A 26,061-nucleotide genomic window follows, 5' to 3' on the forward strand; every position below is an offset into this window, starting at 1 on the left:
CAGCAGGATGACTGCTGGCTTAATATAACTCCGCAATAGGCCGCGCTTTTTGATAAAGAGCTCCACTTAATTCGCAATAAGCGTTGTCACTTCTGTTTTAACGGAGTTGGCGATAAAGCAATTCTCATGGGCCATGTGGTGCAGTTTTTCTAATTGAGATGGTGTCGGTTGTTTTTCACCTGAAAATGTTATCTTAGGGTTTAACGTTACCTTTGATACCCACTCTTTTCCGTTTTCGCCTTTTTCAAGCTCCCCTACCGCTTCATCGAAGTAACTGTCCACAACGTAACGCCGCTTTGCTGCAATAGACAGGAAAACGAGCATATGACAACTAGAAAGTGCCGCGACAAACGCTTCTTCTGGATCAACGTTTTCTTCTACGGATAGTGGTAATGGTACTACGTGGGGAGATGGAGATGCTGGGACTTGCAACCCTCCATCAAATTGCCAAATGTGTGCCCTACTATACTTATTATCCTTAAACTCTTCGCCAGCTTTACGATGCCATTTGATTAAAGCGGAATGCTTACTCATTCTAACTCCCTGATTTTCCGACGACGAATCAACACTATCCGTCCTTGCCACAGTAAACCACAACAAAATGAGTTAAGGAAAGCATCGCACTCACAGGGACTATAAAATCTGTTGAGGATCGGCATTGTTCTTCTGGATATCATCCAAAAGTCTATGAGACTGATGGATGTTGACCTGTAACCGATTGATCAGCATCTGCAACTGCTCAATCTCGGGACTTTGGTTGGCTTTAAGTTGAGTTTCCAGGGCCTCCGTTTGGCTCGCCAAAATAGGTAAACTTAGGTTCAGTGCCATCCCTTTCGTTTTGTGCAACGTCAGCTCTAATGAAGCAAAGTCTTCAGCCATAAAGTATTCAATAAGCTCATCAACAGATGTCTCAAAATCGACAATAATGCTTTTTAGCAGCTCGTCGAGCGCTTCTGGCTCATCTCGTAAAGAAGCAAACATGCCTGAGCGGGAGAGTTCTTCCTCTGTTAACCTTAAGTTCTCGATTGGCTTACGCTGCAACTGAAGCACATTGCTGTCACTCGTTAGTGGCGGATTCTGTTTCGGTTCGAGTCTGGCGGCAAACTGTTTGAGAGCGTCTGAAAAGCTCTCATGCTGTAGCGGTTTCGTAAGCACATGGTCTGCTCCTGCTTCAATAAAGCTATCGTGAGCTTCACGAAATACGTCTGCCGTGTACGCAAAGAGTAATGTCTTGATACCTAACTCTTTTCGGATAACGCGTGTCGCCTCAACGCCATTCATCTCGGGCATATGGTTGTCCATCAAGATCAGGTCGTACTCGTTCTCTTTCGCCTTTTTAACCGCGATTAATCCATTTTCTGCAACATCCACTTCATGCCCAAGCTTTTCGCAAAACCCCTTTGCCACAATGGCATTCACACGGTTATCATCAGCAAGTAGTATCTTTAAATGGTGTGATTTTGCGCGAGGTTTCGGTGCTTCTTGCTGCTTTTTCGGAGCAGATTCTACCCAAGGAATCGGCAACTCAACGATAAATTGACTTCCAACGCCTTCTATACTCTTCAGAGTAATATGGCCACCCATCAAATCGGTTAGTTTTTTGACGATGGCTAACCCAAGCCCTGTTCCGCCGAACCTTCGAGTCGTTGATGAGTCTGCTTGCTCAAACGAGTTAAAAATATGCTCGTGCTTGTCTGGCGCAATACCAATACCGGTGTCGCTCACGCGCATGACCAACAACTGATTCGATTCATCTAACTCAGTTCTAACCAGCACGTGCCCTTCATTAGTAAACTTCACCGCGTTACCGGCGAGATTAAACAAGATCTGTCGTAAACGCGCACAATCCCCAGTAAATTCAGTATATTCAGAAATCTCGTTTTCCAAGATTAACTCGATATTTTTTTCATCAACAAGTGGTTTTATTGCGCTACACACCGGAGAAAGCACTTGATCGAGCTTAAACTTAGCTTGCTCAAATTCCAGTTTGTTTTCTTCAACTTTAGAAAAATCCAAAATATCGTTGAGGATAGTCATCAGATGCTGGCCAGAGTCAAGAATAACCCTAATGTGCTCTTTCGTCGTCGGCTCTTTGGTCTCTTCTGCAATCATTTGAGAAAGCCCTAGTACGCCATTCATCGGCGTTCTTAGTTCGTGACTCATTGCAGCGAGAAAATTTGATTTCGCTTTTGCCGCTCGCTCGGCTTTGTTTCTCGCCTCTTCAATTTCAAGATTCAACTGTTTTAAGTTATGCATTCGGTGATGCGACTGATAAACAAACGCGCTAACTAGAAACATCACCGCGATAAATACAAACAGCCACGTAAAACGCGCCTCACTTTGAGCAATATTGAGTAACCGATGCTCTGAGCTTTCGACAAACTCAATATAAGTGTGATCAAGCAGTTCATTCGTCAGCAATTCAATTCTTTTATCACTCGTTTGAAGCCGTTTAAGGAAGTTCGCTTCCTTTTCACTCTCAACTTCAGTTTGTGTTAGAAGCAACTGGTTGAGAAATTCAAAATAACGACTGCCACCCAATGATTGGCCGCGCTCGGTAGAAACATCTTGCTGATATAAATTGAACAACATGAGTAATGCATACCGATTTTCTACCTGAACACCAATTAACATATCAAGCTTCAACGTTGTTTGAAGCACTCGCTCCTTAAACTGTTCAAGCGTATCCCTAACTTTTATACGATTGGGTGTCACGGGAAACCAAACAGATGCCTTTGATGATTCCAACAGTGCCTGTGCTGCGATTTCTATCTCTACTAAAGATGTTGTTAACTCATAGTTTTTCCTATCTTCAACGGCATATCGGTTCACGATAACATCACGCTCTTCAATCAACTCATGTCCGATATTCATTAGCCCTGCATGAAATTCTTGAGCGTTTTTTGAATTCATATACGACATATACGCCAGTGTGCAGCACGTCAGTATCCCAATAAAAAAGCAAAAGTTGATCAGTTTGAATTTATTCATTTTCCAACACCTCTAAAATTATGGGTCTAGGTGCTGTCAACGACTGCAAGAATGCTTCAATGTCCGCGACATTCTCATCGTTCATCGTTATACCGAGCTGGGTTTTAGCCATGATTTGTATCGCGTCGGATAACTTATCGACTTGCCCATTATGAAAATAAGGACTCGTTAGCGCGACATTGCGTAAACTGGCTACTCTAAAATAGAATCGCTCTTCATCTTCTATCGTAACGAGTTGCCTGCCCGAGTCCTCTACTACTGGCTTATCCTTGAAATAGGCGAACCTTTGGATCATCGCTCCGCCGATATTTTTGCCCTGATGACACTGCACACAACCTGAAGTCTGAAATGTTTTCCAACCTCTGATTTGCTGTTCACTCAGTACATGCGTGTAACCCAATAAGTAAGCATCGAATGGTGCGCCAGGCGTCTGCAGCCCTTCAACAAACTCCACAATAGCGGACTTGATATTATGAACGTTAATCGGCAATTCACCGTCACGATTAAATAGAGCTTGATAATGTTCACTCTCTTTTACATATTGCTGTATTGTTTGCCAGTTTGAGTCCATTTCCATTGGATTATGGATTGGACCATCAATCTGAGCCATCAAGGTGTTTTCCGTACCATCCCATAAAAAACGATAATTTAACGCCGCATTAAACACTGTTATAGAATTTCTAATTCCATCACCTTTCACCCCCGTAGAGACTGGTGTATTTTCAGCGCCATTGGTTTGCAGATTGTGGCATGTCGCGCAGCTGACATTACCATTTGACGATAATTGAGGATCGCGGAAGAGATGCCAGCCAATTCTCGCTAGCTTAATATCTACATTAGGATCACCCTGTATGGGCTGAACTAGAGAGATATCACCTAACATCTTCGCGTTTCTTGCGATTGTTGTTTGGCTCAAAATGAGTGTTACAACAGCTAGTGCGATTGCGCTGAATTGCCTCATCAACTACATACCTTAAACTTGTCATTGATATGAATTTAGTTGCATTTTGGCATTTTTTCCACCGACAGGAAGTTGAAAAACCGAGTTAAGTATTGCTTTGTTTAAGGCTTTGGTTGAAGAGGGAGTAATAAGGCGAATAGGAAGAAACCTATCGCCTTATGAGTAGCTAACGTATTGAAATCTGAGTTTAGTGTAGAAAAGCCAAAAACCGTTGAAACCAAGTCACCTCTCCATACGAGATCAGATCGAAAATAGTAAAGAATACGGCACAGATAACGGCCAACTTAATCAAACGCTGAACAATAAACATAAACGTCACAATTACCAATAATTTGCTTTAGTTTACTATCTCACACAGCGTTTATATATAAAAAAGTAGTCTCCTAATTAGCCTCGGCAACTTATTCATTAGAACCTATACTCAAGCATCTCTAAGTTATTTGGATATACTTGAATTAGGATTTCAAAAAGTCCCTGTGACCACACAAGGAGGACTGCATGAAACGACTATGGATATGGTTCTTACCTTTACTCTTGATGGCCAGTCAAGCACTGGCGAATACCGTTTGGATTGTTCCTGTCAAAGGCGCTATAGGGCCTGCTACTAGCGACTATTTATCTCGTGAAATAGAAGAAGCTCAACTAAACGGTGTCAGTTTAGTGATCTTAGAGATGGACACACCAGGCGGCTTAGATAGCGCAATGCGAGATATTATTCATGCGATTACCACCTCCTCGACTCCCATTGCGACTTGGGTCGGCCCATCTGGTTCTAGAGCCGCCAGTGCCGGAACATACATCTTGCTCGCTAGTCACGTAGCCGCCATGGCTGAAGCGACAAACCTCGGAGCTGCAACGCCCGTCGCGTTAGGTGGTGCGCCTCAACCTCCTTCATCGGATGATGGCAAAGATCAAAACGCGGAAGAAACGCCAGAAGGAACCAACGAAAGCTCAGAGAAAGTTCCCGCTAAAACCGCAATGGAGAAAAAGGTAATTAACGACGCCAAAGCCTACATTAAAGGCTTAGCAAAACTTCATGGACGAAATGCAGAATGGGCAGAGAAAGCAGTAAGCGAGGCGGCGAGCTTGGATGCAACAGAAGCATTAGAATTAAACGTGATCGATTACATCGCCAATTCGCCAGAAGACTTAGTCAAAGCCATAGATGGGCAAACTGTTAAAGTAAACAATCGCACTGTGACATTGTCACTTGAAAATCCAACATGGGTTGAAAGAACGCCAGATTGGCGAGCAGAAATGTTAGCCGTTATCACCAACCCAAACGTTGCCTACATTCTAATGCTCATCGGCATCTACGGTTTACTTCTTGAATTTTACAACCCAGGAATTGGCTTACCCGGTGTGCTAGGTGGGATTTGTCTGCTTCTTGCCATGTACGCACTACAAATGATGCCCGTCAACTACGCAGGTCTTGGTCTGCTGTTACTCGGTATTGCACTAATGATAGCGGAAGCATTCAGCCCGAGCTTTGGTATTTTGGGCTTAGGCGGCGTTGTCGCCTTTGTTCTCGGTTCAATATTTCTCATGGACAGTGAGTTACCAGGATTCCAGGTCGCCCTTCCTTTGATTTTTGGTATTGCCATATTTTCCGTAGCTCTAATCGTGCTGACTGTCGGCCTGCTGCTTAAAATTCGTCGCCGGCGTGTAACGACGGGTTTAGAGACATACCCTGGGAAGGTCGCCGTGGTAAGCGATGACTTTATCGATGGCGAAGGACGCGTTCAACTCAACGGTGCGTTATGGCGAGCTAAAGCCAAAGACCATCAACAATTCAAACAAGGTGATCACGTCACCATTGTTAATGTTAAAGGGCTGACCTTAACTGTGATGCCTGATGACCGCCAAAATAAATAGGAGGCGCTTTATGATGCTCTATACCGTTGCGGTGATCGTGGTGCTGCTGTTCGCACTAGCGACCCAAATGTTCAAGGTTTTGAGAGAATACGAACGTGGGGTTGTGTTCTTTCTTGGTCGATTTCAAGAAGTCAAAGGACCTGGTTTGATCATCCTTATCCCATTTATTCAGCAAATGGTGAGGGTTGATTTACGTACTGTCGTTTTGGATGTGCCGACACAAGATTTAATTACCAAAGATAACGTTTCTGTGCGCGTCAACGCGGTCGTTTATTTTCGCGTAGTCGATCCTCAAATGGCGATTAACAATATTGAAAGCTACAGCGATGCCACCAGCCAGTTAGCACAAACCACGCTGCGCTCGGTATTGGGTCAGCATGAACTCGATGAATTGCTATCAGAGCGAGAACGCCTCAATAAGGATTTACAATCCATTCTCGATCAACAGACTGATGACTGGGGAATCAAGATTGCTACGGTTGAAGTCAAACATGTTGATTTAAATGACAGCATGGTCAGAGCCCTAGCCCGTCAGGCAGAAGCAGAACGTAACCGTAGGGCGAAGATCATTCACGCTACTGGTGAGTTAGAGGCTTCAAATAAATTAAAAGAAGCAGCGCAAATGCTCAACGAAGCACCGAATGCACTGCAATTACGTTACATGCAGACACTCACTGAAATCACTACAGACAAAACATCCACTATTATTTTTCCAATGCCGATCAATCTTGTCGAAGCTGTCAGTGATATCGCCGAAGCGGTGAAAAAGAATAAAGAGACACAAGATAAGTAAGATTCTGCCCCTAGGAAGTAACGACCACTCACGTTACTTCCTTATTTGGTACTCGCTTTAAGGATGTGCCCATCTTCTTTATCACATTCTTGTTTCATTACTTCTAAGCCCGTTTTAAAGCATGTTCGCCAAGCGGTTTCAACATCGGCATCGTACCCGGAATCACACTGTCGAACCGTTTCTAACAAACTCTCAAGCCAAACATCAAAATCCTGCGGCTCTATACCAATATCTGCACTTGCATGCTTTTTCCCATACTTTTCCACCATTTTGTGCGCTTCGGTCGAGGTATCTGCCATCATAAAAAATACGATAGACCCTCTAAGCATTCTCACTTGTTGGTGCATGTCTATACCGTCAAACTTCTGTCTAAAGTTGGCACTTTTCGACCATAAATTTTTGTAGAACAAGTCGAAAAACTCCTGATCTGAAGTACAACGTTCATAGCTATCATTAAAAACTTCAATCACGTTCATGTTGCTTTCCCCTACGCCTCAATATGAGTTTAATTTAATATCAAATAAAAGCTTCCAAATAAGGACTTTTAAGTTTCAAATCGATCAACTCACATCGATTTTCAACAAAAAGTAAAAAGTGATTTAAATAAACACCCTCTTATCAATGAAAAAATATCCATTATCATGAACCCATATTCGAGGTACGCATGGTTGTCGATGCTAGTGCATCCTCATCTGTCATCACATAAAGAGGATATAAACGTGTCCCATCAAATCATTACCGATCTAAATAGCCGTTACACTGCAAAAAAATATGATGAAACCAAGCGCGTTTCTCAAGAAGACATGGCGATAATCAAAGAAGCACTGCGTTTGTCGGCGTCTTCTATCAACTCACAACCATGGAAATTCATCGTTATTGAAAGTGATGAAGCGAAGCAACGTTTCCACAATACGTTTGCAAATATGCATCAGTTTAACCAACCACACGCGAAAGCCGCATCACATACGATTCTGTTTGCTTACGATCCTAAATTTACTAAAGAGAAATTTGCGAAGCGTGTGGATGCAGAAGTAACATCTGGCCACTTGCCAGCGGAGATGTACAACAACTTTATGGGTGCTTACGCTTTTGCCGATGCAAATACGGACGAAAATGGCTTCAACGGAAACTGGACAAAAGCACAAGTCTATTTGGCACTAGGCAACCTACTACACACATTGGCACGACTAGGCATTGATTCAACACCGATGGAAGGTGTCGATCCGGCTCTGATTGGAGAAGAGTTTAAAGAAGAGCTCGAGGGCCATATTTGTGAAGTTGCGCTGGCAATTGGCTACCATAAAGATGGGGAAGATTATAATCATGGTCTTCCAAAAGCACGCCTTGCAATGGATGACGTAATTACGACTCTATAGTCGACCATTGTCTTAGCTTAGCGACTTAAATCATTGTTTAAACTAAAAAGAGCCGCATTAATGTGCGGCTCTTTTTTACTTGGTTCTGCGTCAACGTTACGCAACTTGCTCTGACTTAAAATTACCAAGCAATGCATCGTAAAGCTCATTGTCGCTTAACACACCAACCAACTTATTATCTTCAACCATAAGCAGAGGCTGATTGCTACGCTGTTTAAGTTCAATCGCTTCTCGCATACTGATTTCTGGACTAACCTGAACCAGAGAGTTTTCATTAACTTCGTCAAGGTTCGAAGAGTCGCTCTTCCATTGAATCAACGATTTATCTTTATCCGCTAAACTTAACCCCTTGCTCTCTTGTATCACCCAAATATCTTTGTCAGGGCAAATCAGAACACGCGTATCTTCGCGAACCAAATCGTCACGCATTAAGGAACGTCCCTTCAGTACATTTAATGGATTAGTGTGAGCAACAAAGTCCGCCACATAATCGTTTTCTGGAGCAAGAATGATCTGTTCTGGCTTGCCATGTTGAATCAGCTTTCCTGATTCCATAATGGCGATGTTGTTGCCGATTTTAAGCGCCTCATCCAAGTCGTGACTTACAAAAAGAATGGTTTTGTTTAGCTTTTCTTGAAGCAGAATCAATTCATCTTGAAGCTGAGCACGAATCAATGGATCAAGTGCTGAAAACGGTTCATCCATTAACAAGATATCAGTGTCCATCGCAAACGCTCGCGCTAGGCCAACACGCTGCTGCATACCACCAGAAAGCTCGTGCGGGAATTTGGTTTCCCACTCAGATAAACCGACCATTTCGAGCTGTTCACGCGCCTTTTTACGACGCTCTGCTTTACCAATGCCTTGCATCTCTAGACCAAACGCTACATTGTCTAACACCGTTAACCAAGGCATCAATGCAAACTTCTGAAACACCATGGACACGCGGTGCGTACGAAGGTGGCGCAGTTTCTGTTCGTCACAGTTAGAGAGCTCAACCATATCGTCGCCATCTTTAATTTTCAGAGAGCCACGAGAAATATCGTTCAATCCGTTAACCGTTCGCAGCAAACTTGATTTACCCGAGCCTGAAAGCCCCATCAAGACACAGATCTCACCCTGTTTCACGTTCAGCGAAACATTATCAACCCCAACCACTTGGCCAGTTTCATCAATGATTTCTTGTCGAGACTTCCCTTGATCTAGTAGTGCTAGCGCCTGTGCTTGTTGCTGACCAAAAACGACATCAAGATTTTTAATAGTAATAGCGTCCATGATTATGCCTCCTTCTGGTTTGGTGCTTTACACAAGCGATCAAGAATGATGGCAACGAGTACAATCGCTAAACCAGCTTCAAAACCTTGCGAGATGTTTACCGTATTCAGTGCGCGTACGACTGGTTTACCAAGTCCATCAGCACCAACAAGCGCCGCAATGACTACCATAGACAGAGACAACATAATGCACTGCGTAACGCCAGCCATAATACTTGGCAATGCCGCAGGTAACTCCACCTTAAACAGTAGCTTCATACGGCTGGCACCAAATGCTTTACCCGCTTCAAGTAGCTCCTCCGGCACTTTAATAATGCCGAGGTACGTCAATCGAATTGGCGCAGCGATAGCGAAAATGATGGTCGAGATTAGACCAGGGACAATACCTAAGCCAAACAGAACCAAGGTTGGAATTAAGTAAACGAATGTCGGGACGGTCTGCATTAAATCGAGTATTGGCCGCAACAAGGTGTATAACCAAGGACGGTGCGCCGCCATAATGCCCAACGGCACGCCAATTAATACGGAAATCGTTGTCGCTGCAAACACAAGGACAAAGGTTTCCAGCATTTCTTGCCAGTAACCAAGGTTGAGAATTGCGAGTAAGGCCAACACGATAAATACGACAAGAGGAATGCTGCGATGTAAGAACCAAGCAATTGCCGCCGTCATAATGATTGGCGCTGCAGGTGGCATCCATTTAAAAATGTCCACCACGAAAAGAATGATCGTTTCAAGTGTAATAGAGATTGCATCGAAAAAACCCGATGCATTGATGGTTAACCAATCGACGCCAGTTTCCATCCATTGGCCCAACGGTAGTTTGTTGTCCGTAATAAAATTCAAAATAAAACCTTTGTGTTAATGAAGCGGGCAAAACTGCCCACTTTTTAAAAAAAACGAGCTCAAATACTGCTTATTAAGCGTTTGTTTTTAAGTAGTTTGTAATAGCTGTTAGCGCATCTTGGCCATCTACCGTTTTCACGCCCTCTAGCCACGCTTCAATTTGCTCTTGGTTTGCATTCAACCATGCTTGCGCTGCTTTTGATGGCTTCTGTTTCTGGTTAAGAATCGCTTCCATCAGTTCATTTTCCATTTCTAGGTTAAACTCTAGATTTTTCACTAGCTGACCTACATTTGGACACTCAGCGAGGTAATTTTTACGTACGTTTGTGTAGACGTTCGCGCCGCCGTAGTTAGGACCGAAGAAGTCATCACCACCCGCTAGATATTCCATTTCAACGTTACTATTCATTGGGTGCGGCGCCCAACCTAGGTACACAATCCATTGATTGCGGCGTGCGGCACGTGATACTTGAGACACCATGCCAGCTTCACTGGACTCAACTAGGCTGAAATCTTTTAGGCCGAATGCGTTGCTATCAATCATTGACTGAATTAAGCGGTTGCCATCGTTTCCTGGTTCAATGCCGTAAATGCGATCTTTAAATTTGTCGGCATGTTTTACTAGGTCAGCGAAGTTGGTTACGCCTGCGTCATAAACGTATTTTGGAACCGCTAGCGTGTACTTTGCGCCAACGAGGTTCGCGCGTACGGTTTCAACAGTACCTGCATCACGGTATTTCGCGATATCACCTTCCATCGTTGGCATCCAGTTACCTAGGAAAATGTCGATATCGCCATTAGCCATAGAGGAGTAAGTTACAGGCACAGACAGAAGATCAGTCTTCGTTTTGTACCCCAACCCTTTAAGTAACTCTGATGTAACGGCAGTGGTCGCAGTGATGTCAGTCCAACCTACATCTGCGAAACGAACCGTTTCACATTGGTTGGCGTAAGCGCCTGTTGCTAAAGTACTTAGTGCAATTGTTGAGAAGATTTTTGTCATCTTAGACATGTTGAATTCCTTGTAATGATTACTGACTTTTTCATTTTATGAGATCGAATCGAGATCTCTTTTTGGCGGATGCATTCGTTGCATCTCTTGCCAGTCCGGTGCAATCCAAACTGGTACGTTGTTCGACGTTTCTAGGGCGTTATCCAAAATCATGTCCGCGGCGCGTTCTGCCACCATAATCGTTGGCGCATTTAAATTACCGTTCGGAATAGTTGGGAAAATAGAAGAGTCCACCACACGCAAGCCTTGAATACCGCGTACTTGGCATCGCTCATTTAAGACGGCTAATGGGTCATTATCTGCGCCCATTTTGCAGGTACAAGATGGATGGTAAGCACTCTCGACGTTTTGCTTCACCCATTCATCAATCTGTTCATCCGTTGTGATGTTCAGACCGGGTTGGATCTCATCCCCACGAAACTCATCCATGGCTGGCTGATTGAGGATCTCGCGAGTAAGGCGAATACAATCACGCCAATCCTGCTTATCTTGTTCAGTGGAAATGTAGTTAAACTCAATCTTCGGCTTATCATTCGGATTCGCAGAGACAACTTCGACCGACCCGCGACTTTCTGGCTTGTTAGGTCCAACGTGCACTTGGAAACCATGACCATCAAAAGCAGCTTGCCCGTCATAACGCATTGCCGCTGGCAAGAAGTGATATTGAATATTTGGCCACTTTAGCCCTTCTCGAGAGCGGATAAATGCACACGATTCAAAGTGGTTAGTCGCACCAAGGCCTTTGCGAGTTAATATCCACTCAGTGCCAATCAAGCCCTTGCTCACCAAACCTAATTTGCTGTTGAGCGTGATAGGTTGTTTACAGTGATATTGGAAGTACACTTCTAAGTGATCTTGCAGGTTTTTACCTACCCCCTCCAACGAGTGTTTCACCTCAATGCCCGCTTTTTCTAATACTGCCTTAGGGCCAATGCCTGAAAGCTGCAACAGCTGAACGGAGCCAACCGAACCCGCACTCGAAATCACTTCATTATTCGCAAAACATTGCTGAATTGAACCTGACTTTTCAAATTCAACGCCTACCGCTTTCTTGCCTTCTGCACCAGTTTCTTCTAATAAAACTCGATGAACCGTCACCCTCTTCATTAGGGTGAAGTTTTTGCGTTTTTTAGCGCGGCTTAAGTATGCATTAGAGGTCGAAGCGCGTACGCCTTTGTCGACGGTCATATGCATTGGGCCAAAGCCCTCTTGCTGATAACCGTTGTAATCTTTTGTTTCTGGGTAGCCCGCTTCTTTGCCTGCATCAATAAAAGCTTGGTACAGTGGATTGAGCTTCATATCGTTGCCGTTACATGTGCCGACTGGACCGTGATCGCCCCGATATTCATCAGCACCACCAATCCAAGACTCTGCTTTACGGAAATAAGGCAAACACGACTGATAATTCCAGCCTTTCGCGCCTTCCTCTTCCCACTGGTCAAAGTCACAAGCGTGTCCGCGAACGTAAACCATGCCGTTGATAGATGAGCTACCGCCCAGAACTTTTCCGCGAGGACAATGAAGTTGGCGACCATCCAACCCTTGCTCTTCAACCGTCTCAAACTGCCACGCGTATTTTTCAGTGTTCATCGGGTAAGAAAGCGCTGTTGGCATTTGGATAAAAATACTTTTATCCGACCCACCCGCTTCGAGTAATAGGACCGAATTTTGACCACTTTCACTTAAGCGATCCGCTAACACACAGCCGGCCGAACCCGCACCGACGATGATGTAATCGTAGTGTTGTTGCATTTTTATTCTCCTAGGAGTTAATACTCATCACCGTAGATAAGTGAACGAAATTAGCGTAGGAAAAATGCTTGAGAACAAGGCGGAAATTTTGATAAGTAGTTAACCTACAATCAAAATTGACAACGTAGTTATCGAGCATTTTAACAAGCTAAAGTGGTCAGTTATCTACTATGAGTAGTATCATTTGTAAGGGCTTTCGAAGTCGCTTAGCTGAACCAGAACACTCTTCGTTTGTGTGTAATGTTTAAGGGTTTCGACTCCGTTTTCACGGCCAACACCTGATTGCTTGTAGCCGCCAACTGGCATTTCCGCAGGTGAGTCACCCCATGTGTTCACCCAACAAATACCCGCTTGAATTTGATGGATCACACGGTGCGCACGAGATAGGTTTTGAGTAAATACACCTGCCGCTAAGCCATAATCGGTGCCATTTGCACGCGCAATCACTTCCGACTCATCGCGGAATTTCAGAACTGACATTACCGGGCCAAAGATTTCTTGTTGAACGTGGCTCATGTCATCATCGCAATCGACAAATACGGTTGGAGCAACAAAGTTACCATTGGCTAGGCCATTGTCTGTTACTTTGTAGCCGCCAGTCAGTAACGTCGCGCCACTCGCTTTCGCGGCTTCAATCGCTCCTAGAACTTTCGATTCATGATCTTTAGAGATTAGCGCGCCAATTTGCGTGTTCTCATCAAGCGGATCGCCGACGACTAACAGCTCGGTTCGGGCTTTAAGCTGTGCGATAAAGTCGTCATAAATACCTTCATGGACAAATACACGTGTACCGTGCGTACAAACCTCACCTTGGGTGTAGAAGTTCGCCACCATGGCCGCAGAAACGGCATCGTTTAACTTCGCATCATCAAAAATAATCAGTGGAGACTTACCACCAAGCTCCATCGTTACTTGTTTTAGTGTCTTAGCGCTGTCACTCATGACGACTTTACCGGTGCCTGACTCACCCGTGAATGACACTTTTGCGATATCAGGATGCGCCGTTAGCATCTGTCCTACTCGGTAATCCCCTTGCACGACATTAAATACGCCATCTGGCATGCCCGCTTCTGAATAAATTTCGGCGAGCTTAAGCGCCGTTAATGGTGTTTCTTCTGATGGCTTGAAGATCATTGCGTTGCCCGCAGCCAGTGCTGGCGCCGATTTCCACATCGCAATTTGAATTGGATAATTCCAAGCGCCAATACCCGCGCAAATGCCCAATGGCTCACGACGTGTATAGAAAAACTGATCGTCGCTGAGCGGCTGCTGTTCACCTTGTAGACTTGGAGCAAGGCCAGCGTAGTACTCAAGAACATCGGCACCTGTTGTGACATCAACCGCGATAGCTTCTTGAATGGGCTTACCAGTATCTGCCACTTCCAATGCAGCCAGCTCGTCATTACGCTCACGTAAAATGGCAACGGCTTTGTGTAAAATACGGCTGCGCTCAATCGCAGTCATCGCCGACCATGCAGCAAAACCTTTCTTTGCCGATTCAATCGCTGCTTGAAGATCGTCTTGGTTCGCTTGTTTAATGTTGGCCAATGGCTCACCATTCGCCGGATTGTAAGTGGTGAAGTGTTCATCTGAACACCCGTCGTACATCGCACCATTGATATAGTGTGCTTTCATTTCCATTTTGAAGACCTGTAACTTTTATATTTTTTCAGAATAAAACGTAAGTTGTTTTTCGAGATAATCGTTGATGATGATTCTCGCTCTTTCTGCATCAATGCCTTGCGGGTTGAGCGTTCCGCGCAGCCAAATTCCATCAATAAGTGATGCAATACCATGAGCAACCAATTCAGCCTGCTCTGCATTTAATAATGCTTTGAGTTCTTTTCTTAGGTGGGACAATAGACGTCGTTCGTTGACACGCTGCAAACGCTTGAGCTGCTCGTCATGCATTGAGTACGACCAAAACGCCAGCCAAGTCTTGGCAACTTGGTTTTCTGCCTGATAGCCGACAAAATTACCATCAATGATGGCGTTAATTCTTTGGTGATGAGCATCACTTGGCAGCTCACGTAACTTCTGTGTGATAGTGGACGAAAGCTGACGCAAGATTTCGCGCATCGTTTCCTCCAGCAATCCGTGCTTACCACCGAAATAGTGGTTGATAATCCCCGTTGATACACCGGCTTCTTTGCTGATTAACGAAATACTCGCCGCGTGTAAACCGACTCTATCAATCACTGACATTGTCGCTTTCACAAGCTGCGGTTTTCTGATTTCAGGCATCCCCACCTTTGGCATTTTGCGTCCCTGTTATTTTTAATTGAACGGTTAGTTAAATATAAAATGCCTGAAAATTAATTCGAACTCAAATTATTTTTAAAGAAAAATGTTAGTAAAAAAGGATGAAAAGTTGAGGGTGTACGAAAAATTGCTCGGTAAGAACTTGTCGGGATAACTAGATTTCAGTTTAAGAACAAACAAATAAAGCAAGCAAAATCAGCCACTTAAATGTCGATCCATTTTTAAAACGATGATGAACGAGTTGATTTTTGAACAACAAAAATCTGTGCCACAAAAAATTTATATCGACCACTAATCATTTCACCTGTACATGGTTTGTTTGTACAAAGAATAGACACTCTAGTTTGTTATAGTTTTGTAGACACAAGTGGCATTCGCACTTTGAAGGTGAAGGAGGCAAAAAGAGAGGTTATATTGAACGCCATGAATATGCGATTCGATATCTCCTTAAGCCATTTTTAAGTAATATCGCCAAGTGACTTTAAGATTTTAGATTCAGCGTTTTATATTCGAAGCAAGGATCTCAAAGTCACTTGGCTATCAAAGTAAATGGGAGGGATAAGTTCAGATTCATCGTGCGATGAGCCTGAACTTTTGATTTCTGTTACGCTAGCGAGCGACCTTTCACGCAGTTGCGTCCGTTCGCTTTCGCTTGATAAAGCAATTTATCGGCCTGATCGCAAAGTGATTTAAAGCTCATCTCATTATCTTCAGTGGTAACGACTCCAAAACTACAGGTCACTCTCACTTCTTCTTTCTGTTCCGTAACAAAGCCATGTAGGGATAAAGCGCTACGTAAACGTTCGGCAGTAATAAGGGCGTTTTCATGGTCTGTATTGGGCATAACAACAACAAACTCTTCACCACCAAAGCGAGCAACAATGTCGTTCTCACGTACAGTTTCCTCCAACACTTTGGCAACGCCCGTTAGTACGGTATCTCCAAACACATGCCCATAGGTATCATTTACCTGCTTGAAATAATCCACATCGATTAACGCTAAAGTTACTGGCCCCGATTGTGGCTTATTTGGCACCATTTTCTGTTTATCGAGTTTGCTATCTACCCATTTATTTAAAGCTAGATAACCGTACTTAACTTGCTCGACTTGCTCAAAAACAAAGTGTTGTATTTTTTTTTGCTTAGATTGAGGTACCGGTTTCTCTTTTCGCTCACGCCTCACTTCTACTGGCTTAGTGAACCAGTCCTCTAAAAAACGGCGATTGAACAACCCTGTCAATGTGTCTGTCTTTGCGAGGCGACGCATTCTCAAACGCGAGCGATTGACGACGAGAAATACTACCGCCATCAAAAATAGAACACCGATGAGCGCAAGTAGCGCTTCACCCAATAAGTAAAAAGTACGACGGTTACTTTCTAGCTCCATACGCTGCAAAACATTGTTCCAGTTGAGATCTTCGTTCTCATATTCAAGTCGTTCCAACTCAAATAACGTCTGCTGGCGCTCAAGATTTTCAACTTCTCTTTGATTGCTAAATTGGATAAATTTATCGTGATAGTTACCGTAAGTTTCGAATGCTAGTTTAAAGTCATTGCTTCCCGCATAGGCCATAGCGGCGACTTTTAGTAGCTCCATTTGCTGTTGCTTGACGTATCGACTCTCTATAATCTCCGGCAGCATTGGCGCGATCATCGCTAAAAGTATTTCAAATTGCTGCTGCTCTAACATATATTCGGCTTGTAACAACTTAAATGTTGCCAAATACGCGCTAGACGTTTCTCTGTACTGTAAATTCTCCGCCAGCTTCAAGTGGTTAACCATCTTCTTTTCTTGTTTCGTCTCGCGATATAAAGCTGCAAGTTCAAGGTTAACTCGAAATCTAAAGCGTCCATCACCGATAATTTGAGCCAGCTTTAACGCTCGCTGATATGACGCTATCGCCTCTTCGTATTGGAACTGTGCTTTATGAAGTTTCGCTATCGTCAAAACGCTCAACAACTCATTGAACGACATACGCCTATCCCTAAAATAGCGATATGCTTGTTCCAAAAGCGCCTCAGATCGGTCGTAACCCTGAATTTTGACAAGTACGTCACCTAGCTCTAGTGCTGCACGTTCGACCAGCCCGTGAACACCTGAAGATTCAGCCGCATCCATGGACGACATAAGTGCAGCATAGGATTTTTTAAACTCACCTTGCTCATCGTAATAGCGTCCTTTTAGCAACAGGATTTCTGATTCAAGTTGCTTATCACCATTCTCACGCGATGTTTCCAACAAGCTATCCAACGCAGAAAGCGCGGTATCGATATCGCTCTTTCCAACCATAGTTCGCATCTGAATCAACTTAAACAGGAGATACTCATGGCTCTGTGGACGCACAAGCTCCAATCCTTTTTGAACGACACTCTGACTCTCTTCTACGCGCCCTAGCAGCTCTAAAACCGTGGCCTTGGCAAGCCAGTAACGCACCAACAGCGCTGTTGGTTGGTTTTGTAGTAAAGACTCTTCTTCTAACGCTTCAATCAAAGCTAAAGAACTCTGAGGTAATGCGTAAATTTGATTTTCGATGCCTTCTAACGACTGTAAAAACTTACCTTCCTGTTCCACCTTTTCTGTGGAGGCCTGAACAGAAAAACACAGACACCCCAATAATAGCGGCATCGTCCTAAGCGAATGAAATAGTGACATTATTGCTCTTCCCTAATGGGTAGTTACTTCAGTGTAATTGAGAATTCTGATTATTTATTATTAAGACAACTGAAGGTTATTCAGTCAGCCTCATATTCCCATGTATTTTGCGCTGAATAATAAATCACCATCTTTAGATGCCGAAATAGTTTTCGGTTACAATATGACCAATAAGAATGTTTTTTACACACCAAGAATGACGATCTCGTTAGTGAGACAAAAGATCGTCTTAGTTGTGAGTTGATACATTTACATGACAAGCAATATAGAACTAACCATTCACATTAGAAATAGAATCAATTTTTATACCGTTCGATGAGATAGCAGTCGACCATGCATCCAATACATTTTTCAGATAGAAGCAATAAAAGAAAGGAGAAAATGGAAGGAAGCGGACAATCAAACTCGCTCCCCTTTTTTATGTTGCAGAAGGGGTTACATTCGCATTCCGCCATCGACTTCGAACACTCTTCCGGTCACGAATTCGTTGGTTAACACGTATTTTATGGTCGATGAAATTTCATCCGCCAAACCTAAACGTCCAACCGGAATCATTCCGATTAAACGTTCCATCGCTTCAGGTTTTATTTGGTCTGTCATGGCAGTTTTGATGACACCCGGAGCAATCGCCACTGAGCGAATTCCGAAACGCCCTAACTCTTTCGCCCACACCGTTGCCATGGTGGCTACCGCCGCTTTAGATGCTGAATAGTTGGTTTGACCAATATTCCCGGCACGCGCAACGCTGGATATGTTGATCAGAACCCCTTTGCTATCGGTGTTCAGCATTACCTTGCTCGCTTCACGGCCACACAGGAAAGTGCCTGTTACATTCACATCTAGAACAGACTGAAATTGTTCCAGCGACATCGTGTTAACCTGACCATCTTTGACTTTAATGAACATACCATCACGCATAATACCTGCGTTATTGATAACGCCATTGAGCTGCTTGAAATCTGCCTCAATTTGCTCAAAAGCACTGCACACCTGCTGTTCGTCAGTCACGTTCGTCACATAAAAACGAGCGGTAACGCCGAGAGATTCACATTCCGCTTTCGTTTCAGCCAGTTGCTCTGAATTGAGGTCGATAAGCGCAAGATGAACGCCATTTTCCGCCAGTGACAGTGCCATTTGTTTACCCAGCCCCTGCCCTGCCCCCGTGATCGCAATGACCTTATTTGCTAACTCCATAAGCGCTCCTTAGGCCTGATTTTGCTTTTGGTAGAACTCAAACAAGCTTGAAAAATCTTTTTGCCCGTTGCCCTGACCGTTGTGAAAATTAAACAGATTACGAGCCAAGCTGCCCATTGGCGTTGATGTTTGACAGGCAACTGCCGCTTCCATCGCAAGACCCAGATCTTTAGCCATTAACTGGCTCATAAAGCCGCCTTGATAACCATTGCTTGCAGGCGTATTTTCCATCACACCTGGACAAGGGTTATACAGCTCTAGCGCCCAGTTACGCCCTGAACTTTGCAACATGATGTCGGAAAGCACTTTGGGATCGAGTCCGTTTTCCATCCCTAAATTGAGTGCTTCACAGGTGCCGCTCATCAAAATGCCCAACATCATGTTATTGCAGATCTTCGCCACCTGACCAGCTCCAGCATCGCCTGCATGGAAGATGTTTTTACCCATGTGGCTAAGCACCGCTTTGGCTTGAACAAAGTTCTCTTGTGAGCCGCCAACAATGAAAGTTAACGTACCTGCTGCTGCGCCCGCAACGCCACCAGATACTGGTGCATCAACAAAACTGATACCAAGTTGCGATGCTTTTTCGCCAACCAAACGAGCAGTCGCCGGATCGATGGTGGAAGAATCAATCAGCAAGGTACCTGATTCGACGCTATCTAAGATGCCATCTTGACCAAGATAAACGCTTTGAACGTGTTGGCTCGCTGGCAGCATAGTGACAACCACGTCAACACCTTGTACTGCCTGCTGAACGGAATCGGCACTTGAAGCGCCCAATGCGGTCAACTCCTCAACTGCGTTTGGGTTCAAATCAAATACTTCGACGTTCAAGCCCGCTTTGAGTAGATTCTTAGCCATAGGCGCACCCATGTTACCAAGGCCAATAAATGCAATTTTGTCCATATCGTATTTCTTCCTTGTACTAAAGTGCCGCTATAGCTACCGACGATGCGGTCAGTGGGTATTCTGCTGAGTCAATTGGCGAGAAGAAGCGCTCCAAAACTTGTGGCGTTACGTCAGAAACCGTGCGATGTTGCCAAGTCGGTTGATTGGTTTTATCAATAATCAGCGCACGAACCCCTTCTCTAAAATCACCTTCTAAGCCACAACGTAGTGTTAGGTTAAATTCCATATCAAAACACGCTTTCAAAGAGAGGTTTTGATACTGCGTTAACTGCTGATAAGTGATACTGAGCGACAACGGACTGCCATAGTTCAGTGACTTCTGCGCATTGACGAACCACTTGTTATCAACGTTAGCACGGCTGATTGCATCAACAATTGACGCTAAGTCACCCGAACATAACTGCTCAATCAATTCCGCATAGGGCATCAACATCCCTTCGGTTGGCTCGTCCACGTGTACCGAACGCAGCGTAGTGGCGATTTTTTCGTTGATGTTCGCTTCACCTTTCCAACTTACCGATGCAAGCAGATCCAGCAGCACTTGCTTGTTTTCTGGCTGTGCAATCCATTGGCTTAACCCCAACGCTTTCATATCTGTTGCGTTAATTTGGCAAGCCGTCAAACTTAAGAACAGTGCCAAATGTTTTGGCAACTGGTTCAGGAAGTACGTCGCGCCTACATCTGGGTAAAGGCCAATTTTAATCTCTGGCATTGCAAAGCGTGTGGTGGTTTCTGCAACGCGATGACTTGCTCCCATAAACAGGCCAACTCCCCCGCCCATCAAATAACCATGTCCCCACGCAATGATCGGTTTTGGATAAGTGTGAATAAGATGGTCACAGCGATATTCGAGGTCAAAGAAGGTTTCCATCGCTGAAAATGCAGAATCAAAGTCTTGCTCTTTGTTTTCAAGTGCACGGTAGATCGCTTGAATATCGCCACCAGCACAAAACGCTTTTTCACCTTGAGCATGCAAGAATACCGCGACGATGCTGTCGTTCGATTGCCACTCTACCAGTTGGTTATAGAGCTGCTCGATCATCACGTAACTCAGCGCGTTGAGAGCAGCTGGATTATCAAGCTCCAACACACCAATGGCAGAACCGTCAGCACATTCTATCTGTGAAACATTTACTGTACCTGTCATTTGGCCTCCGCTAGCTGTTTGTCCATTGTGGCTTACGCTTCTGCAAGAAGGCATTCACACCCTCAGTCTGATCTTGTGTATTGAACAGCTGTAAGAAGAGTTCACGCTCCAAGACCAATCCGGCCGCGTGAGTTTGGCTGCGTCGGCCTTGAATAAGCGTTTTGCATGCAGACACGGATTTCGGCGATTGGCTCGCAACACGCTGTGCAAGTTCCATAGCCGCTTCCAGTGCTTGGCCTTTCGCCACCACTTCTTCGACTAAACCAATTTTTTCCGCTCGCTCGGCCGTCACACGCTCACCACACAAGATCATACGCTTCGCCCAACCTTCACCTACCAACGCGGTCAGGTTTTGTGTCCCACCCGCACACGGCAGCAAACCTACCGACGCTTCAGGAAGTGCCATTTGTACTTGTTCTTCTGCGATGCGAATGTCGCACGCCATTGCCACTTCCAAACCGCCACCCATCGCGTAACCATTAATTGCCGCGATGGAAACCCCATCGAATGCAGAAAGCGCTTCAAACGCTTCACCAAATGCGAACGCCATATCTGCTGCTTGCGATTTATCGCCGGATGCAAAGTTGTTGAGATCCGCTCCAGCAGAAAAGAATTTCTCACCTTCGCCTGTTAATACCAACGCATAAATAGAGCGATCATTGCTAAGTTCAATCGCCAACTCTTTTAGCTGATTTAGAGACTCCAGCGTCCAGGTGTTTGCTGGCGGGTTACTAATCGTGAGCTTGGCAATGTGCGCTTCACGTTCCAATTTGATTTGTGCAATCATAATCATTTCGTCCTTTAAACAGTATCAATCTAAACCAGCTCAACGCCCTCGGTGAGTAAACGTCTTGCAACGATCAAACGCATAATTTCGTTGGTGCCTTCGAGGATTTGATGAACGCGAACATCTCTGAAGTGGCGCTCTACTGGATATTCTTTGATGTAGCCATATCCTCCGTGAATCTGCAGAGCTTGGTCACATACCTTAAAGCCAACATCGGTGGCAAAGCGTTTTGCCATTGCACAGTACGCGCTTTTTTCTGCATGTTGGGCATCGAGTTTTGCGGCAGCAAGTCGCACCATTTGACGCGCGGCAACCAGCTCAGTAGCCATATCAGCCAACTTGAATTGCAGGGCTTGGAATTGCGCCAGTGAACGTCCGAACTGTTTGCGTTCAGTCATGTATTGTTTGGCTTCGTTCAGTGCTTGTTGTGCCGTGCCGACGGAACAAGTAGCAATGTTGATTCGGCCGCCATCCAGACCAAGCATGGCAAACTTAAAACCTTCGCCCTCTTCACCCAACAGATAGTCGGCAGGAATGCGGACATTTTCGAAGGTAATCATGCGAGTTGGCTGGCAGTTCCAACCCATTTTGGCTTCTTTTTTACCGTAGCTAATGCCTTCGCAATCAGCAGGAACAACGAATGCAGAAACGCCACCCGCTCCTTCACCACACGAACGCGCCATCACGACCAATACATCTGTATCACCCGCACCCGAGATAAACACTTTTGCTCCATTGAGGACAAACTCATCGCCATCACGCACTGCGCTAGTCGTTAGAGAAGCGGCGTCAGAGCCGGCATTAGGTTCGGTTAAACAGTAGGAAGCGAGCTTTTCACCCGAAATTAGATCCGCGCTAAATTGCTGCGCCACTTCTGCTTTGGCAAAGCTGGTGATCATCCACGTCGCCATGTTGTGAATGGTCATAAACGCAGTAGTCGCGGTACAACCCATAGCCAACTGCTCGAAAATGATCGCCGCATCCAAACGAGATAACCCTAAGCCACCATGCTCTGGCGGCGTATAGATGCTCAGAAAGCCCAGCTCACCCGCCTGACGCAGTACATCTTTAGGGAAGTGATGGTTTTCATCCCACTCGGCCGCATGAGGCGCTAACATTTGGTCTGCAAACTGCTTTGCTACTTCGGCAAACGCGAGTTGATCTTCGTTTAATTCAAAATCCATCTTGAAGTCCTAAGGTCTAATTCGTTGCATTTGTATCCGAGCCAAGCCCACTTAAACGGTGGCGCTTGGCTAGAGGTGTCGCTAATCCAGTAATTAGCTAAGTTGAATGGTCATGTTTGGACCGCTTGGAATGTCATCTTCAAACCAACGCGCGGTGACAGTTTTCGTCTCGGTGTAGAAGCGAACCGCTTGTTTACCGTAAGCATGCAGGTCGCCGTAGAAGCTGCCTTTCCACCCAGTAAATGAGAAAAATGGCAATGGCACTGGAATCGGCACGTTGATGCCTACGTTACCTACTTCGATATTGTGTTGATACTTTCTCGCGGCAGCGCCGTTCGCCGTGAAAATAGACGTACCATTACCAAAGCGGTTTGCATTGATCAGTTCAATCGCTTCATCTAGGTCATCCACTTCCATAGTTAACAGCACAGGCCCGAAAATTTCTTCCTGATAAATCGACATGTCTGTGGTCACGTTGGTAAATAGTGTTGGCCCCACCCAGTTACCGTTCGGAAAGCCAGGCACTTGGCAGTCTGTCCCGTCCAGAACACAATTCGCGCCTGACGCTTTGCCTTCATTAATCAGATTCACCACTCGCAGCTTCGCTTGAGGGCTAATCAGCGGACCATAACCGGCGGTTTCATCATCCCACGCGCCAGGCTGAACCTGAGCTAACGCCTCTTTAAGCTCTGGAATCCATTCTTTGGTTTCGCCGACAAATACGGCAACCGAAATCGCCATACAGCGTTGGCCTGCAGCACCAACTGACGCGCCAACTAGGTTATTGATGACTTGCTGTTTGTTTGCATCCGGCATGATGACCATGTGGTTCTTAGCACCTGCAAATGACTGCACGCGTTTCAGGTTGTCTGTACCTGTTTTGTAGATGTACTCACCAACGGGCACAGAGCCAACAAAAGAGATCGCACGAACAGCTGGATCAGTCAGAATGCGGTCGACTTGCTCTTTGGTCCCGTGAACAACTTGCAATACGCCTTTTGGTGCGCCAGCTTGTTCAAACAGCTCCGCCAGTTTCATTGCCGTTAGTGGCACTTGCTCTGACGGCTTCAAAACAAAGGTGTTGCCACAAGCGATCGCCATCGGGAACATCCACAATGGAATCATCGCAGGGAAGTTAAACGGTGTAATGCCAGCACAAACGCCGAGCGGTTGAATGTAAGAGTAACCATCAATATTGGTCGCGACGTTCTCAACCGTTTCGCCCATCATTGAGCTACAAATGTTCGCCGCTTGTTCTACGACTTCAATCCCACGCCAAATGTCACCCTTTGCATCCGCGAGGGTTTTGCCTGTCTCACTTGAAAGCAGTATCGCCAACTCATCGTGTTGCTCTTTTAACAGATGTTGGTAGCGCAACATCAATCTAGCACGCTCCGGCGCTGCAACTTCTTTCCAGCGTTTGAACGTTTCTGTTGCGCTGGCAATCGCCGCATTCATTTCCGATTCCGTGGCACAAGGTACTTGTGCAATCACTTCGTTGGTTGCCGGGTTGGTTACATCTAGCCATTGTTTTGAATCGGAGATGGCAAATTCACCACCGATATACTGCTTTACTTGTTCTGTCATGATGACATCCTTGTATTTTTCAGCTTGTTACTGACTACTGTTATGTAAGTGAAACTTTGTTGAGAGTGATTTAGCAGATTTCAATCGCGATAGCGGTAGCTTCGCCGCCGCCAATACAAAGCGATGCAACGCCACGCTTACCACCAGTTTGTTTTAGCGCATGAATCAAAGTGACAAGGATTCGATTGCCACTTGCGCCTATTGGATGCCCCAGCGCACACGCCCCTCCGCGAGGGTTCACTTTGCTCTCGTCCAGTTCGAGAGCTTTCACCGCGTATTGAGTCACGACAGCAAAAGCTTCATTGATTTCCCAAAGGTCCACGTCTGATTTGTCCCAGCCCGTTTTTTCCAGCAGCGATTCAATCGCGAAGACTGGTGCGATGGTGAACTCATCAGGCTGTCTTGCATGCGTGCTGTACGCGACAATTTTGGCTAGAGGCTGAAGGTTTTCCTGACGACCAAACTCACTATCGACTAAGATCATTGCCGACGCACCATCCGAAATGGAACTAGAGTTTGCTGCGGTTACGCCGCCATCTTTGGCAAACGCAGGGCGTAAGGTAGGAATTTTAGTGACGTCGAGTTTGCTCGGTTGCTCATCATCTACAACCAAGGTTTCGCCGCGCCGACTTTTTACGTTAACAGGCACGATCTCTTCTTTGAACAAACCTTGCTCGATTGCTTGCTGCGCACGAGTCACCGACTGCTGCGCCCAGGCATCCATACTTTCACGGCTGAACTGATACTTTTGCGCCGTCTGTTCTGCAAAGACACCCATCAGCTCGCCTTGGTAGGCATCCTGCAAACCGTCATAAAACATGTGATCAAGCACTTGCTCGTGACCTAAACGGAAACCATCACGCGCTTTCTTTAATAGATAAGGAGAAGACGACATGTTTTCCATGCCACCAGCGATGACAGCATGCGCATTACCAGATTGAATAAGGTCATATGCCAGCATCACGGTTTTCATACCCGATCCACAAACTTTGTTCAGTGTCGTACAACCAATCGATTGTGGCATTTCAGCTTTAAGGCTTGCTTGTCTTGCAGGCGCTTGCCCCACACCGGCGGGTAAAACGCACCCCATCAACACTTCGTCTATTTTGTGCACATCGAGTTGGCTTTCGGCTAGCGCCCCTTGAATGGCTTTCGCACCGAGTTCCGTGACATCTGTTGAAGCTAATGCACCTTGAAAAGAGCCGATAGGCGTTCGCTTAGCGGCAACAATCCATGTTTCATTTTTCATTCCATTAACCTTTTGTTGACGTTTACGTCATAACTATACTAACATTTACGTTAACGTCAAGTTTGAGGTTATTGTTTGTTCGAGTGATTCTTTGATTTCGAGTAAATGCGAGTGATATCAAGGCTCAAGAGTGGATGTTGTTTGTTTACTTTAACGTTAACGAATTGTATATTCATGTAAATGTTATACGAAAGTCGTAAGGTTAAGGA

Annotated in this window: 21 protein-coding genes; 3 read left to right on the top strand and 18 right to left on the bottom strand. The window is 45.2% G+C overall.

Annotated elements, in window-relative coordinates:
* Window positions 1-66 precede the first annotated feature (66 nt).
* The 3 genes from R7190_RS07475 to R7190_RS07485 form a co-directional block, all read right to left on the bottom strand.
* On the bottom strand, window positions 67-534 hold the full coding sequence (locus tag R7190_RS07475; protein WP_025767882.1) for an OsmC family protein: 468 nt from the start codon (window positions 532-534) through the stop codon (window positions 67-69).
* A 99-nt stretch (window positions 535-633) separates the two neighbouring features.
* On the bottom strand, window positions 634-2,991 hold the full coding sequence (locus tag R7190_RS07480; protein WP_186585386.1) for an ATP-binding protein: 2,358 nt from the start codon (window positions 2,989-2,991) through the stop codon (window positions 634-636).
* Window positions 2,984-3,952, bottom strand: a complete 969-nt coding sequence (locus R7190_RS07485) for a cytochrome-c peroxidase (protein ID WP_182015896.1) — start codon at window positions 3,950-3,952, stop codon at window positions 2,984-2,986. The genes R7190_RS07480 and R7190_RS07485 overlap by 8 nt, the downstream gene beginning before the upstream one ends.
* A gap of 498 nt (window positions 3,953-4,450) precedes the next feature.
* Between R7190_RS07485 and R7190_RS07490 the strand changes: the two genes are divergently transcribed.
* A complete protein-coding gene (locus R7190_RS07490) occupies window positions 4,451-5,827 on the top strand; it encodes an NfeD family protein (RefSeq protein WP_186585387.1) in 1,377 nt (458 codons plus the stop codon).
* Window positions 5,828-5,837: 10 nt separating this feature from the next.
* Window positions 5,838-6,620, top strand: a complete 783-nt coding sequence (locus R7190_RS07495) for a slipin family protein (protein ID WP_005373196.1) — start codon at window positions 5,838-5,840, stop codon at window positions 6,618-6,620.
* Window positions 6,621-6,661: 41 nt separating this feature from the next.
* Here the strand turns inward: R7190_RS07495 and R7190_RS07500 are convergent, their stop codons facing one another.
* Complete coding sequence (locus tag R7190_RS07500; RefSeq protein WP_017633662.1) at window positions 6,662-7,096, bottom strand: globin; 435 nt, start codon at window positions 7,094-7,096, stop codon at window positions 6,662-6,664.
* Between the two features lie 243 nt (window positions 7,097-7,339).
* On the opposite strand from R7190_RS07500, the gene R7190_RS07505 reads away from it, so the two are divergent.
* Window positions 7,340-7,996 carry an NAD(P)H-dependent oxidoreductase gene (locus R7190_RS07505; protein ID WP_064354707.1) on the top strand — a complete coding sequence of 219 codons (657 nt, stop codon included), beginning with the start codon at window positions 7,340-7,342 and terminating at the stop codon, window positions 7,994-7,996.
* A 96-nt stretch (window positions 7,997-8,092) separates the two neighbouring features.
* Here the strand turns inward: R7190_RS07505 and choV are convergent, their stop codons facing one another.
* From choV to R7190_RS07575, 14 genes are all read right to left on the bottom strand, one after another.
* Window positions 8,093-9,271, bottom strand: a complete 1,179-nt coding sequence (gene choV, locus R7190_RS07510) for a choline ABC transporter ATP-binding protein (RefSeq protein ID WP_042523602.1) — start codon at window positions 9,269-9,271, stop codon at window positions 8,093-8,095.
* A 2-nt stretch (window positions 9,272-9,273) separates the two neighbouring features.
* Window positions 9,274-10,116 carry a choline ABC transporter permease subunit gene (gene choW / locus R7190_RS07515; protein ID WP_005392552.1) on the bottom strand — a complete coding sequence of 281 codons (843 nt, stop codon included), beginning with the start codon at window positions 10,114-10,116 and terminating at the stop codon, window positions 9,274-9,276.
* Window positions 10,117-10,189: 73 nt separating this feature from the next.
* A complete protein-coding gene (locus tag R7190_RS07520; protein WP_005382646.1) occupies window positions 10,190-11,128 on the bottom strand; it encodes a choline ABC transporter substrate-binding protein in 939 nt (312 codons plus the stop codon).
* A 36-nt stretch (window positions 11,129-11,164) separates the two neighbouring features.
* Window positions 11,165-12,880: a choline dehydrogenase gene (betA, locus tag R7190_RS07525; RefSeq protein WP_005373209.1), complete on the bottom strand. Its 1,716-nt coding sequence runs from the start codon at window positions 12,878-12,880 to the stop codon at window positions 11,165-11,167.
* Between the two features lie 180 nt (window positions 12,881-13,060).
* Window positions 13,061-14,521, bottom strand: coding sequence for a betaine-aldehyde dehydrogenase (gene betB / locus R7190_RS07530; protein WP_025767886.1), 1,461 nt, complete (start codon window positions 14,519-14,521; stop codon window positions 13,061-13,063).
* Window positions 14,522-14,539: 18 nt separating this feature from the next.
* Window positions 14,540-15,139: a transcriptional regulator BetI gene (gene betI / locus R7190_RS07535; RefSeq protein WP_017820329.1), complete on the bottom strand. Its 600-nt coding sequence runs from the start codon at window positions 15,137-15,139 to the stop codon at window positions 14,540-14,542.
* 607 nt (window positions 15,140-15,746) lie between these two features.
* Window positions 15,747-17,768 (bottom strand): diguanylate cyclase, encoded by a 2,022-nt coding sequence (locus R7190_RS07540; RefSeq protein WP_390904749.1) that lies wholly within the window; start codon window positions 17,766-17,768, stop codon window positions 15,747-15,749.
* Window positions 17,769-18,230: 462 nt separating this feature from the next.
* Window positions 18,231-18,989, bottom strand: a complete 759-nt coding sequence (locus R7190_RS07545; protein ID WP_054576059.1) for an SDR family oxidoreductase — start codon at window positions 18,987-18,989, stop codon at window positions 18,231-18,233.
* A 9-nt stretch (window positions 18,990-18,998) separates the two neighbouring features.
* A complete protein-coding gene (gene mmsB, locus R7190_RS07550; RefSeq protein ID WP_138940142.1) occupies window positions 18,999-19,895 on the bottom strand; it encodes a 3-hydroxyisobutyrate dehydrogenase in 897 nt (298 codons plus the stop codon).
* Between the two features lie 19 nt (window positions 19,896-19,914).
* Window positions 19,915-21,045: an enoyl-CoA hydratase/isomerase family protein gene (locus R7190_RS07555; protein WP_042523593.1), complete on the bottom strand. Its 1,131-nt coding sequence runs from the start codon at window positions 21,043-21,045 to the stop codon at window positions 19,915-19,917.
* A 10-nt stretch (window positions 21,046-21,055) separates the two neighbouring features.
* The gene (locus R7190_RS07560; RefSeq protein WP_042523591.1) at window positions 21,056-21,832 is read right to left on the bottom strand and encodes an enoyl-CoA hydratase; all 777 of its coding nucleotides are present in this window, start codon (window positions 21,830-21,832) and stop codon (window positions 21,056-21,058) included.
* Between the two features lie 29 nt (window positions 21,833-21,861).
* On the bottom strand, window positions 21,862-23,016 hold the full coding sequence (locus R7190_RS07565) for an acyl-CoA dehydrogenase family protein (protein WP_053307598.1): 1,155 nt from the start codon (window positions 23,014-23,016) through the stop codon (window positions 21,862-21,864).
* Between the two features lie 93 nt (window positions 23,017-23,109).
* Window positions 23,110-24,603, bottom strand: coding sequence for a CoA-acylating methylmalonate-semialdehyde dehydrogenase (locus R7190_RS07570; protein ID WP_213986365.1), 1,494 nt, complete (start codon window positions 24,601-24,603; stop codon window positions 23,110-23,112).
* A gap of 70 nt (window positions 24,604-24,673) precedes the next feature.
* A complete protein-coding gene (locus R7190_RS07575) occupies window positions 24,674-25,852 on the bottom strand; it encodes a thiolase family protein (protein WP_046264876.1) in 1,179 nt (392 codons plus the stop codon).
* Window positions 25,853-26,061: the final 209 nt, after the last annotated feature.

Source organism: Vibrio sp. 1078-1 (assembly GCF_033340475.1).